The organism is Bacillus sp. RC251, from assembly GCF_044908765.1.
Lineage (GTDB): Bacteria > Bacillota > Bacilli > Bacillales > Bacillaceae_G > Bacillus_A > Bacillus_A wiedmannii.
Genome location: NZ_JBIYDP010000001.1, coordinates 1,004,202 through 1,020,719 on the forward strand (window position 1 = coordinate 1,004,202; position 16,518 = coordinate 1,020,719).

The window sequence follows — 16,518 nt, forward strand, 5'->3', positions numbered from 1 at the left end:
TAACTTGAGTACAAAAATTTCTAAAAAGAGACAAGTATTACCAAAAAGTGATAAAATGGAAAGAGCGAGGTGGAAAAATTAATAAAAAGTAAGGGGGGAGTAATATGAAAGCAACAGGAATTATTCGAAAAGTAGACGAATTAGGACGAATTGTTATTCCTAAAGAGTTACGAGAAGTATTAGGAATACAAATCAAATCACCACTTGAAATTTTCGTAGAAGAAGATAAAGTCATTTTACAAAAATATCAACCTTACAATGCTTGTCAAATAACAGGTGATGTTTCAAATCAAAACATATCATTAGCAAATGGAAACATTACTGTTAGTATAGATGGAGCGAAACATTTAATAAAAGAAATAGAGAAGTTTTTAAATAAGAGTGAGGCGTAGTCTTAATTTATTTTATTTTTAAAATTTCATATCATTCTTTAAAACTATGAAAGGACCATTAAATTGGTCCTTTTATTTTGGTTATTGGTTGTACCAATCGAATTTTTGGTGAATAAAAATTACGAGATAAATAAAAAGAGTAGTATAAAATTAGTAAGCTATATTGAGAAATATTTTTAAGGAAGGAAAACGAAACGAATAAAACGAATGTTACATTTAAACCTTTTCAAAAGTGGTCTGAAATGAAAATAATATATTTTCAGGAGGGATTACGATGAATAGTAGTACAGCGAATAAACAAAAAGGTATACAATTGATTCCTTTTACAGTAGATAAGGTGGTTGAACAAGTAAATGAAATTCCACCAGGTGTACAACTCATTCATGCTCCACAAGTATGGGAGAAGAGTGCGAAAGGAAATGATATTGTTGTTGCCGTATTAGATACAGGTTGTGATGTGAATCATATAGATTTAAAGGAACGCATTATCGGTGGAAGAAATTTCACGAAAGATTACGAAGGGGATCCAAATATTTATCTTGATAATAACGGACACGGTACTCATGTAGCGGGGACAATTGCAGCGACTGAAAATGGTGTCGGTGTTTTAGGAGTCGCACCACTTGCTAAAATGTTAGTGTTAAAGGTTTTAGCGGGAGATGGTTCTGGAAGTTATGAGCAAATTATTGAGGCGATTCATTATGCTGTAAATTGGAGAGGGCCTAATAAAGAAAGAGTTAGAGTTATTTCAATGTCACTTGGTGGCCCGCAGGACGTTCCAGAATTACATGAAGCGATTCAAAATGCAGTAAAGCAAGATGTTCTCGTCGTATGTGCTGCTGGGAATAATGGAGATTGTAATGATAATACAGAGGAACTAGATTTCCCAGGTGCTTATTCCGAAGTAATTGAAGTCGGCGCTATCAATTTAGAACGGAAAATCGCATGTTTTAGTAATTCGAATCAAGAAATTGATTTAGTGGCGCCAGGTGATGAAATATTATCTACGTATCCTGAAGGGAAATATGCGGTATTAAGTGGAACTTCTATGGCGACACCGCATGTCGCTGGAGCGCTGGCATTGCTCATTAAGCAGTGTGAGAGAGAATATGGTAGAAAGTTATCAGAGCCAGAAATATATGCACAACTTATTAAAAGAACTGTACCTTTAGGGTATGAACGTACATCTGAAGGGAATGGATTAATAGATTTATTAAAAGAATAGCAAATACGAAAAAACATCTCATATGAATATGAGATGTTTTTCGTATGGTTCTGTCGCATATACAGGGGAATCTAGTATTTAATTCTTTTTTACGAAATGGTTGACACAACTATATCTATTTTTTTGAAATAGAAGCTATGCATCCATTAAATATTACGAATACGTTGTTCGGTAGCGATATCGAAAAAGTGTGCTTTCGCTAAACTAAAAGCTAATAGAAGTGTATCGTTAGCTTTAACTTCGGAACGAGCATTAATTCGCGCAACAAAGTTTTGATTCGAAAGTTTTCCATGAATCATCGTTTCAGCACCTAATAATTCAGCAATTTCTACTGTAATTTCGACTGTTGATTCAGGCGAAGATTGAAGAACAATTGGTTCATCATGAATGTCTTCAGGACGAATGCCGAGTATGATTTTTTGTCCATTATATCCTTTTTGCTTTAATGTTTTTAGTTGGCCATCTGGTACTTTGAAGCGAATATTTTCTATATAGAAATAGTTCTCTTGTAATGTCCCGGTAAAGAAATTCATAGCTGGAGAACCAATGAATCCACCAACAAATATGTTTTCAGGAGTATCATATACTTCTTTTGGAGTACCAACTTGCTGGATGAGCCCATCTTTCATAACAACAAGGCGTGATGCCATTGTCATAGCTTCTGTTTGATCATGTGTTACATATATAGTGGTCGTATTTAAACGACGATGCAGTTTGGAGATTTCTGAACGCATACTGACGCGTAATTTTGCGTCTAAATTCGATAGAGGCTCGTCCATTAAAAATACTTTTGCGTCACGGACGATAGCTCTTCCTAGCGCAACCCGTTGGCGTTGCCCACCTGATAATGCCTTCGGTTTTCGTTGTAAGTAATCTTCAAGCCCTAAGATTTTCGCTGCCTCCGTTACTCGGCGATTAATTTCATCTTTTGGAAGTTTGCGTAGTTTTAAGCCAAACGCGATATTATCATAAACAGTCATATGCGGGTATAGTGCGTAATTTTGAAATACCATCGCAATGTTGCGATCTTTTGGAGCGACATCATTCATACGCTCTCCATCAATATAAAACGAACCATCAGAAATGTCTTCTAGACCTGCAATCATACGTAGAGTTGTTGATTTTCCGCATCCAGAAGGACCGACAAATACGATAAACTCTTTATCTTCAATATGTAAATTAAAGTCAGAAACAGCAGTAGTTTTATTATCATAAACTTTAAAAATATGATCTAATACTAGTTCGGTCATAAATATTCACTCCTTTTCATAATTGATTGAATTATAAGATTTTTATAACCGTAAGTAAATCGGCATTGTGCACAAAAGAATGAGAGGGTTTTATACAAGTTTACAGATTTAAGAAACGGGAAAGCACCTGTAGGATGTACTTTCATCTATAGATATGGGATGAAAGTATTACTTTTTCGTAGAAAAATATGTAAAAAGAGTTTCCAAGTCATAAAACAATGATGGTATGAGAAAATGAATATTTTATCGTCTTTCATGAGAGCTTCACGAGATATCTAAAGAAAGAAATGCCATATAAACTGCTACTGCACCTTCAAAAGTTTTTATATTAATTCCTGTTTTTTCAATGAATTTATCAATTCGATACTGCAAAGTATTACGATGTAAATATAATTGTTTCGCTGCAAGAGATACATTTAAGTTACATTGGAAGAATACTTTAACGCTATCTATAAGTTCTTTGTCATTCGAAATGTGTGCCAATAATTGATTCGTGTACTTTTTTCTTTCTTCTTTTGATAATGAGATCATTAATTGATAAGGGAGCAGTTGTTCAATGTGTGTAATTTTTTTGGATAAATAGGGAGAAAGAACAGAAAATAATTTTCGCTCCCATTCATACAGATAAGCAAATTCAGTTGTTTGCGTATAGCGTCTGCCAATAAAGAAGGATAGGGATATAAAAAAATCTGTTTCTAGTGTATCAAGGGCTGCTCGCAATATAGACTCAGGTACATTTTCTTCTAATATGAGGACACCAGCTTGCGAAGTTTCCCATATCATTGTAGTAGTAAAAGAAAACATGGACTGTAAAGCATCTTGAAATTCTTCTCTCTCTATTATGGGTTGTGTTGTGAAAAAGTGTAAAAAACGAACTGATAGTATAGAAATGTTATTATTTTTGTATAATGCTTCATACCATGATTTTTCTTTTTCTGTTTTATAAAATGTATCAGTATGAATGGGCGTTAAGATGGATGAAAGCAATTGATGCTCCCTTTGATGTAATCGGATTTTTCGAATCCCGACTTTGTTTCCTTCAACTAAAAACCAGCTATAATCTTCTGACAACACAGCTTCATTGATTTTTATATCCTCACCATAATATGTTTTTAATTGTTGAATCATAGGAACACTCCCCCTTCAAAAATAATAGTAACAATATTGTAAATAAGTATAGATTCAGTGCAATTATCTTTAAATTTTTGCACTAGAATCTGGTATGTTTTTGCTAGAATTGATAGCGTTTCTGTATTGTGAGGGAGATAGATTCGTTTCTCGTTTAAATGATTGTGCAAAGAATGATTGGGAAGAAAACCCGGTAATAGTTGAAATGTTAGAAATCGAATAATTGGTAGTTTCTAATAATATTTTACTTTCTCTAATACGAGTTTGAATTAAGTATTCAATAGGCGAAACGCCGACGAACTTCCTGAAAGAATGGGATAGGTAATATTTGTTTATATGACTAATTCGAGCTAATGTATCCAGGCTAATATTTTCGTGAAAATGCTGCTTAATATAGTTTTTAATAAATTCAATATCTTTATTGATTTTTTGAGTAGATGTTTTTTCTACATTAAAGGATTTTTTTCTCATCATTTTAAGTAGTAAAATTTCCAGAATATTTTGTATAATTAAATCGTAATCTTCTTGATGGTTTTCCACTTCCTCGATCAATTGCTGAAGGTAAAAGAGGAAGTTCTTTTGATCCTGTTTATAGTTGTGAATAGTTACTTGACTAGGATTTTCTATGGATGAAAAGGACAAACCTTGAATACCAAGTGCGATGTATTCGAGTGGATGATTCGTATCAGATTTTTCTGTGTGCTCGATATTTGGATTGATGATAATCAAGTTGTGCTCTTGGACTGGGATTTCTTCTTTGTAAAAGATAAAAGTTCCTTTGCCCTTGGTAATATATAATAGCTCTGTAAAGTGATGCGCATGAATGGTACTATGCCAATCTTTATCGTATTTTGATTTTGTTATATAAAGAAGTTTTACTGGAAGATGGTTTCGTTGAATTTGTGGAATCTCATATACTTCATTGGACAAATGAATCCCTCCTTCATAGATTTTTTATCTATGTTATAAAGATTTTAGTGGGATATGCAGTAAAAAGCAAGATATCTAAAAAACAGAACAAGATGTTTATTGTGAAAGCGTTATCTATTTTGTATTCTTTAATTATGAAAGGAAGATTAGGAGATGGGGGTAAATAAAGATGAAAAAAAAGTTATTGTTGTCTGGGATGACAGCTTTGTTATCTTTTAGTTTAATAGCTTGCCAAGGTAATACTTCAAAAGTTGATAACTCTAAGGATGGTAAAGGCTCCAGTGAAAAACAAACCCTTCATGTGGCAACACTTGAATCGGCTTATGGTAAAGAGATGTGGAGCAAAGTAATTGACGCATATGAATCTGCTAATCCAAAAGTTGATGTGAAATTGACAGTGGACAAAAATCTTGAGGATGTCATAGGCTCAAATATGAAAGCAGGAAAGTATCCGGATGTTGTGTTGTTGGCAACTGGGAGAAAACAGGCACTAACAGAAACTTTAATTAAAGATAAAGCATTAGAAGACATTACTGATGTTTTTGATAAAAATGTTTATGGTGAAGATGTTAAAGTCAAAGATAAGTTAGTACCAGGGCTTACTGGTACACCTGCGACTAATCCTTATAATGACGGTAAAATTTATATGGCACCGATGTTCTATAGTCCAACTGGATTATTCTATAATGCTAGCTTATTAAAAGAAAAAGGTTGGGAAGTGCCGAAGACTTGGGATGAGATGTGGGCTTTGGGAGATAAAGCGAAAGCAGAAGGAATTTCATTATTTACTTATCCTACAACAGGCTACTTTGATACATTCTTCTACTCTTTATTACTAGGGGTGGGTGGACCTGAGTTATTTAATAAAGCTATGAAATATACAGATGGTGTTTGGGAAAGTTCTGAAGCAACGAAATCGTTTGAAATTATCGGAAAATTAGGAAAATATACAGAACCAACTACTGTTGCGAATGCAAATGATAAAGACTACAAGAAAAATCAACAATTGGTTCTCGATAACAAAGCTTTGTTTATGCCAAATGGTACATGGGTAGTTGGTGAAATGAAAGAAGCTCCTCGATCTAAAGGGTTTGAATGGGGCATGATGCCTTTACCAACAATTGATGCCAATAGCGACCGTTATGCATTTACTTTCTTTGAACAAATGTGGATTCCTTCAGCAGCTAAAAATAAACAACTTGCTAAAGATTTCATGACGTTTGTTTATTCGGATAAGGCAGCTGGAATTTTTGCTGAATCGAGTGCGATTCAGCCTATCAAAGGTCTTTCTAGTAAACTGACAGGTGAAAATAAATCATTCTATAGTATCTATGATAATGGAGTGAAAGTGGGAATAGGTGGATTTGCTGCAACGAAAGCCGTTGAAGGCGTAAGTATGCCAGATACATTATTTAGAACGATTGACAGTGTTATTTCTGGTGATAAAAAGGTGAAAGATTGGCAAAGCTCTGTTGAAAAAGTGAGTGACCAATTACGGTCTGCATTAAAATAAATTAGTTTTCACTATGTACAATGGTGAGCAGCTAGTCTCACCATTGTACTTATTAACTGAGGTGATGGCATGAATAAGACAACAGAAAAAAGAATTTTTATTTTTGTTTGCACTGCACCGGCACTACTACTGTTAGCCATTTTTATGATTGTTCCTACAATTGAGGTATTCAGGATGTCCTTATATAAGTGGGGAGGATTTTCTAATAATAAGGTATTTGTTGGATTAGAAAACTTCAAGATTTTATGGAATGATATGAATTTCTTTCGATCTCTCCAAAACAGTATCGTATTAATTGTTATTGTTACACTTATCACGATGGTGATGGCGATCTTGTTTGCCACTTTGTTAACGAGAGAAAAAATAAAAGGTAAAAGTTTCTTTCAAATTATTTTTTATCTCCCTAATATTTTATCCGTTGTAGTTATCGCGGGAATATTTTCTGCAGTTTATGATCCGACTACAGGATTGTTAAATAATATACTTGCTTTATTTAACCTTGAAAATCTTCAAAAGATGTGGCTCGGCAATCAAAAGATTGCCATATACAGCATTGGCGGGGCACTCATTTGGCAAGCGATTGGTTATTATATGGTCATGTATATGGCGGCAATGGCAAGCATTCCGGAAAGTTTTTATGAAGCATCTGCTTTGGAAGGTGCTGGACGGGTCAGACAATTTTTCAGTATTACGTTACCGTTAATTTGGAATAACATTCGGACGACGTTAACTTTCTTCGTTATTAGTACGATTAATTTAAGTTTTCTACTCGTTCAAGCGATGACTGGTGGGGGACCTGACGGATCGACGGAAGTGTTTTTAAGCTACATGTATAAGCAGGCTTACACGAATTCTTCTTACGGTTACGGTATGGCTATTGGGGTGGTCATTTTCCTATTCTCATTCGCATTATCTGCAATTATAAGCGGTGTCACTAAAAGGGAAGTGTTGGAGTATTAAGGAGGTCCAAAACGATGGAAACACAAAAACGAATGACAACAGAAACAGCTTATCGAGATCCAAAAATGATGGAAACCGAAAAAGAAATGATTGTAGAAGCAGCTTATAAAGCCCCAAAAAAAGTTAAGCCCCAAAAAGGTATGACTACAGAAGCAATATATCGTTGTTTTATATATGTAGCACTGATTACGTTAGCAATTTCTATTATTATTCCTGTTGCATGGGTTTTCTTAGCCTCAATAAAGAAAAATTCAGAATTTTACGGAAGTCCTTGGGCCATGCCGAAAAGCTTGTATTTTCAAAACTTTATCGATGCTTTCCAAAAAGCAAACATGGGTACCTACATGTTGAATTCAGTCATGGTAACTGCGTTGGCTCTGCTTATTTTATTGATTGTGGCCTTACCAGCAGCCTATGTGTTGGCAAGATATACCTTTAGAGGAAGTAAATTAATAAATACTTTTTTTAAAGCTGGATTATTCATCAATGTGAACTACATTGTTGTTCCAATTTTCTTAATGTTATTGGACGGAGATACCTTTTTGCGAGGCCAACTAGGTGATGGATTTTTACTAGACAATTTATTTATTTTAGCTGTGGTATATGCGGCGACGGCGTTACCATTTACCATTTACTTGCTGACTAGTTTTTTTCAATCACTTCCATCCACGTATGAGGAAGCGGCGTTGGTCGATGGTGCCGGATATTTTAAAACAATGATTTCAGTCATGATTCCGATAGCTCGTCCAAGTATTATTGCCGTCATTTTATTTAATTTTCTTGCCTTTTGGAACGAATACATTATTGCCTTAACATTAATCCCAGGACCGAATAAAACGTTACCTGTTGGGTTAATGAACTTGATGGCAGCTCAGAAATCTGCTGCGAACTATGGTCAAATGTATGCAGGCATGGTTCTTGTCATGCTGCCAACTTTGATTTTATACATCATTGTTCAAAAAAAATTAACACAAGGAATGTCCCTTGGTGGTTTAAAGGATTAAAGGAGGATTTACATGAAAAAGAAAAAAGGCCGTGTTACTTTACCGAGTGAAGAAAATTTTCTTAAGGAAACAAAAGAATTGATGGAACGATGGGGTGCGGATGCGATTCGCGATAGTGATGGAACGAAACTAGATGATGATATTAAGCAATTGGATGCAAAAATTTATACGACTTATTTTGTTGCTCGAGCTCACAATGAGTTCGCAGAGAAGCACATGGATGAATGCCAGCAACTTTATTTAATGAGCTTATTCAATACTGCGCTTACTGACACCCTTGAAATTGATTTTATGAAAGGCTACTTTGAGGAACAGTTAAAGCCGGATTACGTTCACAACCCTAAAAAATACTGGGAGGTTATTGACCGGACAACCGGAGAAGTTGTTGATGTGAATGATTGGGAAGTAAATGAAGAGCAAAATCGTGTTTTGATTACGAAGGCGATTCCTTGGCATGAATATACGGTTTCATTCCTAGTCTATGCGATTTGGGATCCAACCCAAATGTACAATCATATTACTAATAATTGGGGAGATAAGCCGCATGATATTCCTTTTGATGTCAGGCAGCCACATTCCAATGAATTTATGAAAACCTATTTAAAACAATGGCTGACAGAAAATCCAGATACAGATGTGGTTAGGTTTACAACGTTTTTCTATCATTTTACCCTTGTGTTTAATAATCTTGGCAAAGAGAAATTTGTCGATTGGTTCGGTTATGGTGCTAGTGTTTCAGTTGCTGCTTTGGATGCTTTTCAAAAAGAAAAGGGCTATCGCTTAAGGCCAGAGGACATTGTTGATCAAGGCTATTATAATACTGCATTTCGAATTCCAACTCCTGCTTTTTTAGATTATATAGATTTTGTTCACAAGTTCGTTGCTGAAGAAGCAAAGAAACTTGTGGATATTGTCCATGAAAGTGGAAAAGAAGCAATGATGTTCCTTGGTGATAACTGGATTGGTACAGAACCATATGGGAAATACTTTGAAAATATCGGATTGGACGCAGTTGTAGGCAGTGTGGGCGGTGGAGCCACGTTACGTATGATTGCAGATATACCACATGTTCGTTACACAGAAGGGCGATTCTTACCTTATTTCTTCCCAGATACTTTTTACGAAGGTAATAACCCGACGATTGAAGCGAATGAAAACTGGTTAACGGCGCGAAGAGCTTTACTACGGAACCCTGTTGATCGTATCGGCTATGGCGGTTATTTAAGTCTAGCTTATCAATTCCCAGAATTTATCTCTTATATTGAAAAAGTTACGGAGGAGTTTCGTGAAATTCATGACACGATCAAAGGCGTTCAACCATATAGCGGTCTTAAAGTTGCAATTTTGAACTCTTGGGGCAAGTTGAGAACTTGGCAAACACATATGGTTGCTCATGCTCTATGGTATAAACAAATTTATTCTTATTTAGGTGTTTTAGAATCCTTGAGTGGGGCAGCCGTGGAAGTTTCGTTCATTAGTTTTGATGATGTCATTAACGATGGGATACCAGCGGATATTGACGTTATCATTAATGCTGGCGATGTAGGCACAGCTTTTTCAGGAGGGGCTAATTGGATTAATGAAAAGTTAGTCACTACAATCAGGGCCTGGATGTATAATGGCGGAGGCTTCATAGGTATTGGCGAACCGACAGCCTATCAGCATGAAGGACATTATTTTCAATTGGCAAACGTCTTAGGTGTTGACAAAGAACTAGGATTTAGCTTATCCACAGATAAATATTTTATTAATCCTGTCGAACATCATTTTATTTCTGCTGACAGCACCAAATTTGATTTTGGTGAAGGAATGAAAAACATTTATGCGTTATCAGATAAAACCGAAATAATTGAATATTCAAATGGTGAAGTCCATCTTTCTAGTCATCCGTTTGGAGAAGGTAGAGCTGTGTATATAGCAGGGCTGCCATATAGCGAAGAAAATACACGTCTACTGATGCGCGCGTTATACTATGCTGCCAATAAAGAAGGAGAATTTCAAAAATATCATGCGAGCAACATTTATTGTGAAGTCCATGCATATCCATCCATTCAAAAAATGGCGATTGTTAACAATTCAATGATCGAACAAAAGACAGTTGTATACGATGGACAAGGAAACAGAAAAGAAGTGACATTGGCACCTAGTGAAATCAGATGGGAGGATTTTCCGAATGAAGACTAATATTTTATTCATTATTAAAATTGTTGTGTTTATCGTATGCCTGTCTTTAATTATCATCTACCAAAAGACAGCTGGTAAATTCGAATTAGGTATGATGTTGATTGGATTAGCTGGTCTCTTAGGGCTACTTTATGACTACAATCGGAAATACGTATAAATCAACCAGGACAAGTGAATCGATCAAGGAATCGCACATATATGTTCAACGATAACAATTATAGAAAAATATTCAAAATATCAAATATAAACCTAGGGGTGCGGACAAATGAAAAAGGCAGTCGGCATTGATATTGGGGGAACGAAGATTGCAGCGGGAGTCATTTCGGATACAGGCGAACTGCTTGAACGTTCGGAAATAAAAAGTGATCCTTCAGACCGGGAAAAAATGTTTGGTAAAGTTGTAGAAGCTGTGGAACAAGTTCTCAGAAAATCATCGATTTCCAACGCTGATATTGAGGGTATTGGCGTTGGGATACCAGGAAAAGTGGATTTCGAGAAGGGAATTGCCGTTTTTCAAAACAATTTACCTTGGAGGCAGTTTCCTATTTCAGTCCGTTTGCAAGAGCAATTTGGTATTCAGCGGGTCACGATTGACAATGATGTCTATATGGCTGCTTATGCCGAATGGAGAGCAGCACATGTAAAAGAGGATGAAACCTTTGTCTACGTGACTATAAGTACGGGAATATCTTGTTCTATCATTCATAAAGGCTCATTTTTTAGGGGGGCGGGATTTGCTGGAGAACTGGGTTTGATTCCTGTCCTCACGAGAGGGGGCAATGAACGATTAGAAAAAATTGCTGCTGGGCCAGGGATTCAGAGAATAGCAGAAAGGGACTTACAGGTAGATACGATTTCAACAAAGGATGTTTTTGCTCGTTATATAAATGGGGTACCAGAATATCAGTCCATCATCAATGAGGTAACTGATTATGTAGCTCAAGGTATTTATACGATTTCCTCCTTATTAGATCCACACAGAATGGTTTTTGGTGGCAGTGTCATTGTGAAAAATCCATTTCTACTGGAGTTGATTAAAGCGAAGCTGAAAATGTATCAGCTTCCTGAGCAACAACATCTTTTGGAGCAGATGAGTATCAGTACATTGGCGCAAAATAATGGAGTTACTGGTGCAGGCTTACGAGTATTTGAAGGTATGTAATGAGGCGGCGCCGGTCTTCTTTTATGGAGAGAATGATGGCAAATAGGTAGAGGAGTGGACGAATATGTTTACATTAAGTCAAGACAAATTAGTTTCGTTAGGTGCATCGATAACAACAGCGGAAATAAGACGGCAGCCTGATTTATGGGCTGAAACCTTTGCTCTGTATATGAAGAAAAGCGAGGGGATTGAAGAGTTTTTTCAAAAAATTGTAACGAAACACAACCGGGTTCGAGTTATTTTTACAGGCGCTGGAACGTCTGCCTATGTCGGTGATACAGTCACTCCTTATTTAATAGAAAAAGTCGATGAACAACAGTGGGAAGTACTAAGCATTCCGACAACTACGTTAGTTTCAAATCCTTACCAATTTTTCAAAAAGGATTTTCCGACTTTACTCGTTTCATTTGCTAGAAGCGGAAACAGTCCGGAAAGTGTTGCTGCTGTACAATTAGCTGAGCAAATAGTAACGGATTTGTATCAAATGACGATTACTTGTGCGAAAAACGGTAAATTAGCCAAACGGGCCGTGAATAATGAAAAAAATTTATTGCTATTGATGCCTGAAAAATCAAATGATCAAGGATTTGCAATGACAGGGAGTTATACTTGCATGGCGTTAACGGCATTACTCGTTTTTGATTCTATATCAACAGAAGAAAAATCGAAGATAGTGAAAAAAATCCATCAAATGGGTGAAAGTGTCATTCAAAGAGAAGACATTATCCAAAAGATAGTAGATTTTGATTTTGACCGAATTATTTACTTAGGTTCTGGTAGTTTAGAAGGTTTAGCAAAAGAATCGCAATTAAAAATATTAGAACTGACAGCTGGGAAAATTGTAACCGCATTTGATTCACCGCTTGGCTTCCGACACGGTCCAAAATCATTTCTAAACGAAAAATCATTGGTTTTTGTGTTTGTTTCTAACCATCCGTATACACGTCAATATGATTTAGATATGTTAAAAGAAATGCAGCAGGACAACATTGCCAGTTATATTTGTGCCATCGAGGTTGATGGAGAAACTAATTATACTGGCAATAGGTTTGTATTCAGCAGAGAGGCTCAGTCTATACCAGATGCTTACTTAGCGTTACCTTTTGTCATCATTGGGCAAACAGTCTCTCTGTTAGCTTCAGTAAAAGTAGGCAATACACCGGATACCCCTTCACCGACAGGAACAGTGAACCGAGTCGTTAAAGGTGTTACTATCTACGAATATGAGTAACTAGGATTGGGGAAATATACATGACTATTTTTATTTTTGCAGATAAGTTTTTTCTTGAAGAGATGGTCATAGGGCCTGGATTTTTAGAGGTAAAAGACGGAAAATTCGGTGTTTTCTTAGAGGATAGGCCGAAGGAAACGGCAAAAATTATTGAGTATAGAGGACATTGGATCGCTCCTGGTCTAGTAGATACACATATTCATGGATTTAGAAATCACGACATTATGGACAATAGTTTTGAAGGATTGAACCAAATTTCGATAGGACTCCTGTCATGCGGCGTTACATCTTTTTTACCGACAACTTTAACATCCTCAAAAGAATCGTTAAATAACGTCGTTGAAATGATTGGTGCCAATTACAAGAGAGTACAAGGTGCAAAAATTAAAGGTATCTTTTTAGAAGGACCATTTTTTACTGAAAAGCATAAAGGAGCACAGAACACGAAATATTTTTGTGACCCATCAGTTGAAATGTTGAAAGTTTGGCAGGAATTATCAAATAATGCTATTAAAAAAATTGCGATTGCACCTGAAAGGAAAGGGGCGGCGGAATGTATTGAATATGCTGTAGGAGAAGGGATTGCAGTGGCGTTGGCTCACAGTGACGCAACTTATGAAGAAGCAAAGCAAGCGGTTGAAAAAGGAGCTTCCATTTTTATTCATACTTTCAATGGAATGAGTCCATTGCATCATCGTGAGCCGGGGATGGTCGGAGCGGCCATGAATCTAAAAGATGTTTTTGCCGAAATCATATGTGATGGACATCATGTACATCCCGTTGCATCAAATATTTTAATGAATATCCGCGGCAGAGAAAGGGTTGTAATGGTGTCTGATTGTATGATGGCTGGAGGTATGCCTGAAGGGATTTATCAACTAGGAGAGTTTCCGGTGAAAGTAAAAGATGGGATGGCTCGTTTGGAAAGCGGAAGTTTAGCCGGGAGCATTTTGCAATTAAAAGATGCTGTCAAAAATGTCGTCGAGTGGGGAATTGCTACACCTGAGGAAGCAATTTACATGGCGAGTACTGCACCAGCAAAAAGTATGCAGCTCGATGGCGAATGCGGGAAGATTGCTGAGGGATATGCTGCTGACTTTATTGTGATGACACCGGAGATGGATGTAACTGCTACCTATCTTGACGGTGTATGCCGTTTTCAAGCTTAAACAAATTTCTGAAAGAGGGATTACCAATGATACTATCTGTCACCATGAATCCATCGGTCGACATTTCCTATCCGATTCATGAATTAAAGTTAGATGCTGTTAACCGTGTGGAAGCCGTTCATAAAACTGCTGGTGGAAAAGGTTTGAATGTTGCACGAGTAATTGCTCAAATGGATGAAGTTGTTCTAGCGACAGGTGTGCTTGGTGGTACGATTGGTGAATACATTATTCAAGAATTGAATAATGTCAATATTCCAAATGAATTTTTAAAAATCAAAAAAGAATCAAGAAATTGTATTGCTATTCTTCATGAAGGGATGCAAACAGAGATTTTAGAATCTGGGCCGACATTATCTAAAGAAGAGGGAACTGATTTTCTAAAAAAATTCGAATATCTACTTACAACAGCTTCACTTGTGACAATTTCGGGCAGTTTACCGAAAGGATTACCGACTAACTACTATTATCAAATGTTAGAAATCTGTCATGAAAATGGAATTCCAGTAATTATGGATTCGTCAGGGGAATCTTTGAAACAAGCGATGCTTCATAAAGAAAAACCATTCGCCATCAAACCGAATAAAGCGGAATTATCACAACTGTTGGGCATTGACATGGAGGCGGGAATCATAGAACTAAAGCAAGCATTAAACAATGAATTATTTACTGGAATTGAGTGGATTATCGTATCGATGGGTAGTGAAGGTGCATTTGTTAAACATAGCAAGGACTATTATAGAGTTATGGTCCCAAAAATAGAAGTGGTCAATCCTGTAGGGGCTGGTGATGCAACAGTTGCAGGATTAGCTGTTGCACTACATCAACATCAAACAGTGGAGACTGTTCTTAAAACGGCGATGACTACAGGAATGTTAAATACGATGGAAGCTGAAACTGGTTATATTAATGTGAATAAGTTTAAACAATATTTTGATCTCGTTAAAGTTGAACAAATAGATTGATAGAGGAGAATGTTGATGTTAGAACTAACCAAAAATAAATTGGAAGCTCTAAAACGTTTATCTGCAGAAAATGGAATAATTGGTGCATTGGCTATTGACCAGCGTGGATCATTGAAAAAAATGATTGCGTCTGGCGGTGTGAGTCAAGTTGGAGATGAGGGCATTACCCGTTTTAAAGAAGTAGTTTCTGAGGAATTAACACCATTTACAACAGCGATTCTTTTGGACCCGGAATACGGTTTGCCAGCGGCTAAAGTCCGAGATAAAGAATCAGGCTTAATCGTAGCGTATGAAAAAACTGGATACGATGCGTCAGAAGTAGGACGGCTACCAGATTTATTAACAGAATGGTCAGTGAAACGATTAAAAGATGCAGGTGCCGATGCAATTAAATTCTTACTCTACTATGATATCGATGAAGATGAAAAAATTAATAACTATAAACATGTTTATATGGAACGTATCGGATCTGAATGTGCAGCTGAAGACATACCATTTTTCTTAGAGATCGTTACTTATGATGCTGAAAGTGATAATGTGAAAAATAAAGCATACGCAAAAATAAAACCTTATAAAGTGATTGAGTCCATGAAGGAGTTCTCAAAGCCGCAATATAAAGTAGATGTATTAAAAGTAGAAGTTCCAGTAGATATGAACTATGTGGAAGGATATACAGAAGGTGAATTTGTTTACAGTAAAGAAAAAGCAGCTTCTTATTTCAAAGAACAAAGTGAAGCAACGAAGCTTCCATTTATTTTCCTTAGTGCAGGAGTAAGCGCAAAATTATTTCAAGAAACATTAAAATTTGCTAAAGAATCCGGTTCTACCTTTAATGGAGTATTATGTGGTCGGGCAACTTGGAAAGACGGTGTCATGCCGTTTGCTATAGGCGGTGAACAAGCAGGTCGTCATTGGTTAAAAGATATTGGTAAAAGGAATATTGAAGAATTGAATCTCGTGTTGAAAGAGACGGCTAATTCATGGTTTGCTAAAGTGAAAGTAACAGCTGAGCTGCAAAGTTAGTACAATATCTTTTCTTCCATGTTTAAATGGAATGAAGAAAAATGAGTAGACATTCGTCTGCTCATTTTCTAGTTGCGTCCAGTATGGCCACAAATGCTAAGATGAAAGCGCAGAACAGTTAAGTGAGTTGTGATCATGACTAAAAAAGGGAGAGTAACCTTTACATGTGAATAAACGAAAGATTGTTAATTATCGTATGAAATTTAATAAAAACATCCTTGAAAAGGTGATAATATCCTTATTTTGTAAGCGTTTTAAAAAGACAATATAACTAAAAAAAGAAACAATATCTTTATTGAGTGGGCGCTTGAAAAAAACTATTCTAAACATAAGTGAAAGCGGTACCTTTCAGGTTTTGGTATATTTTTAAAAATGAATGTGCAGG

15 protein-coding genes are annotated in these 16,518 nt (G+C 36.2%); 12 read left to right on the forward strand and 3 right to left on the reverse strand.

Translation table 11 applies throughout. From position 1 onward, the window contains the following. Positions 1-104: 104 nt before the first annotated feature. Both ABH961_RS05115 and ABH961_RS05120 read left to right on the forward strand, forming a co-directional pair. Entirely contained in the window at positions 105-392 is a 288-nt protein-coding gene (locus ABH961_RS05115) for an AbrB/MazE/SpoVT family DNA-binding domain-containing protein (protein ID WP_048543174.1), read from the forward strand. A gap of 274 nt (positions 393-666) precedes the next feature. Then, the gene (locus ABH961_RS05120) at positions 667-1,617 is read left to right on the forward strand and encodes a serine protease (RefSeq protein WP_048543173.1); all 951 of its coding nucleotides are present in this window, start codon (positions 667-669) and stop codon (positions 1,615-1,617) included. A 146-nt stretch (positions 1,618-1,763) separates the two neighbouring features. On the opposite strand, the gene ABH961_RS05125 is transcribed toward ABH961_RS05120, so the two are convergent. From ABH961_RS05125 to ABH961_RS05135, 3 genes are all read right to left on the reverse strand, one after another. Continuing rightward, entirely contained in the window at positions 1,764-2,867 is a 1,104-nt protein-coding gene (locus ABH961_RS05125; RefSeq protein WP_404518989.1) for an ABC transporter ATP-binding protein, read from the reverse strand. A gap of 264 nt (positions 2,868-3,131) precedes the next feature. Next, on the reverse strand, positions 3,132-3,995 hold the full coding sequence (locus ABH961_RS05130; protein ID WP_098069241.1) for a PucR family transcriptional regulator: 864 nt from the start codon (positions 3,993-3,995) through the stop codon (positions 3,132-3,134). 69 nt (positions 3,996-4,064) lie between these two features. Beyond that, a complete protein-coding gene (locus ABH961_RS05135) occupies positions 4,065-4,925 on the reverse strand; it encodes an AraC family transcriptional regulator (RefSeq protein ID WP_098069240.1) in 861 nt (286 codons plus the stop codon). Between the two features lie 196 nt (positions 4,926-5,121). Here ABH961_RS05135 and ABH961_RS05140 point away from each other — a divergent pair, with 196 nt between their 5' ends. The 10 genes from ABH961_RS05140 (at position 5,122) to lacD (ending at position 16,133) form a co-directional block, all read left to right on the forward strand. Then, on the forward strand, positions 5,122-6,438 hold the full coding sequence (locus tag ABH961_RS05140; RefSeq protein WP_257132074.1) for a carbohydrate ABC transporter substrate-binding protein: 1,317 nt from the start codon (positions 5,122-5,124) through the stop codon (positions 6,436-6,438). A gap of 69 nt (positions 6,439-6,507) precedes the next feature. Then, positions 6,508-7,398, forward strand: coding sequence for a carbohydrate ABC transporter permease (locus ABH961_RS05145; protein ID WP_061676478.1), 891 nt, complete (start codon positions 6,508-6,510; stop codon positions 7,396-7,398). A gap of 14 nt (positions 7,399-7,412) precedes the next feature. Continuing rightward, positions 7,413-8,402, forward strand: a complete 990-nt coding sequence (locus ABH961_RS05150) for a carbohydrate ABC transporter permease (RefSeq protein ID WP_098069238.1) — start codon at positions 7,413-7,415, stop codon at positions 8,400-8,402. Positions 8,403-8,414: 12 nt separating this feature from the next. Then, positions 8,415-10,586 carry a 1,3-beta-galactosyl-N-acetylhexosamine phosphorylase gene (gnpA, locus tag ABH961_RS05155; protein ID WP_098642820.1) on the forward strand — a complete coding sequence of 724 codons (2,172 nt, stop codon included), beginning with the start codon at positions 8,415-8,417 and terminating at the stop codon, positions 10,584-10,586. Beyond that, positions 10,576-10,743 (forward strand): DUF6903 family protein, encoded by a 168-nt coding sequence (locus tag ABH961_RS05160; protein WP_170956859.1) that lies wholly within the window; start codon positions 10,576-10,578, stop codon positions 10,741-10,743. The genes gnpA and ABH961_RS05160 overlap by 11 nt, the downstream gene beginning before the upstream one ends. Positions 10,744-10,851: 108 nt before the next feature. Next, the gene (locus ABH961_RS05165; protein WP_098069236.1) at positions 10,852-11,748 is read left to right on the forward strand and encodes an ROK family protein; all 897 of its coding nucleotides are present in this window, start codon (positions 10,852-10,854) and stop codon (positions 11,746-11,748) included. Between the two features lie 64 nt (positions 11,749-11,812). Beyond that, positions 11,813-12,979 (forward strand): SIS domain-containing protein, encoded by a 1,167-nt coding sequence (locus ABH961_RS05170; protein WP_098069235.1) that lies wholly within the window; start codon positions 11,813-11,815, stop codon positions 12,977-12,979. A 20-nt stretch (positions 12,980-12,999) separates the two neighbouring features. Further along, the gene (gene nagA, locus ABH961_RS05175) at positions 13,000-14,148 is read left to right on the forward strand and encodes an N-acetylglucosamine-6-phosphate deacetylase (RefSeq protein WP_098069234.1); all 1,149 of its coding nucleotides are present in this window, start codon (positions 13,000-13,002) and stop codon (positions 14,146-14,148) included. Between the two features lie 26 nt (positions 14,149-14,174). Continuing rightward, positions 14,175-15,110 carry a tagatose-6-phosphate kinase gene (gene lacC, locus ABH961_RS05180; protein ID WP_098642818.1) on the forward strand — a complete coding sequence of 312 codons (936 nt, stop codon included), beginning with the start codon at positions 14,175-14,177 and terminating at the stop codon, positions 15,108-15,110. Between the two features lie 15 nt (positions 15,111-15,125). Further along, positions 15,126-16,133 (forward strand): tagatose-bisphosphate aldolase, encoded by a 1,008-nt coding sequence (gene lacD / locus ABH961_RS05185; protein WP_098069232.1) that lies wholly within the window; start codon positions 15,126-15,128, stop codon positions 16,131-16,133. Positions 16,134-16,518: the final 385 nt, after the last annotated feature.

What these genes read in the sequence shown, in the direction of transcription:
- ABH961_RS05160 (WP_170956859.1), top strand. Translation starts at nt 10,576, where the DNA reads ATGAAGACTAATATTTTATTCATTATTAAAATTGTTGTGTTTATCGTA.
- ABH961_RS05125 (WP_404518989.1), bottom strand. Translation starts at nt 2,867, where the DNA reads ATGACCGAACTAGTATTAGATCATATTTTTAAAGTTTATGATAATAAA.
- ABH961_RS05165 (WP_098069236.1), top strand. Translation starts at nt 10,852, where the DNA reads ATGAAAAAGGCAGTCGGCATTGATATTGGGGGAACGAAGATTGCAGCG.
- ABH961_RS05130 (WP_098069241.1), bottom strand. Translation starts at nt 3,995, where the DNA reads ATGATTCAACAATTAAAAACATATTATGGTGAGGATATAAAAATCAAT.
- ABH961_RS05115 (WP_048543174.1), top strand. Translation starts at nt 105, where the DNA reads ATGAAAGCAACAGGAATTATTCGAAAAGTAGACGAATTAGGACGAATT.
- gnpA (WP_098642820.1), top strand. Translation starts at nt 8,415, where the DNA reads ATGAAAAAGAAAAAAGGCCGTGTTACTTTACCGAGTGAAGAAAATTTT.
- lacD (WP_098069232.1), top strand. Translation starts at nt 15,126, where the DNA reads ATGTTAGAACTAACCAAAAATAAATTGGAAGCTCTAAAACGTTTATCT.
- ABH961_RS05120 (WP_048543173.1), top strand. Translation starts at nt 667, where the DNA reads ATGAATAGTAGTACAGCGAATAAACAAAAAGGTATACAATTGATTCCT.
- nagA (WP_098069234.1), top strand. Translation starts at nt 13,000, where the DNA reads ATGACTATTTTTATTTTTGCAGATAAGTTTTTTCTTGAAGAGATGGTC.
- ABH961_RS05150 (WP_098069238.1), top strand. Translation starts at nt 7,413, where the DNA reads ATGGAAACACAAAAACGAATGACAACAGAAACAGCTTATCGAGATCCA.
- ABH961_RS05145 (WP_061676478.1), top strand. Translation starts at nt 6,508, where the DNA reads ATGAATAAGACAACAGAAAAAAGAATTTTTATTTTTGTTTGCACTGCA.
- ABH961_RS05140 (WP_257132074.1), top strand. Translation starts at nt 5,122, where the DNA reads ATGACAGCTTTGTTATCTTTTAGTTTAATAGCTTGCCAAGGTAATACT.
- ABH961_RS05170 (WP_098069235.1), top strand. Translation starts at nt 11,813, where the DNA reads ATGTTTACATTAAGTCAAGACAAATTAGTTTCGTTAGGTGCATCGATA.
- lacC (WP_098642818.1), top strand. Translation starts at nt 14,175, where the DNA reads ATGATACTATCTGTCACCATGAATCCATCGGTCGACATTTCCTATCCG.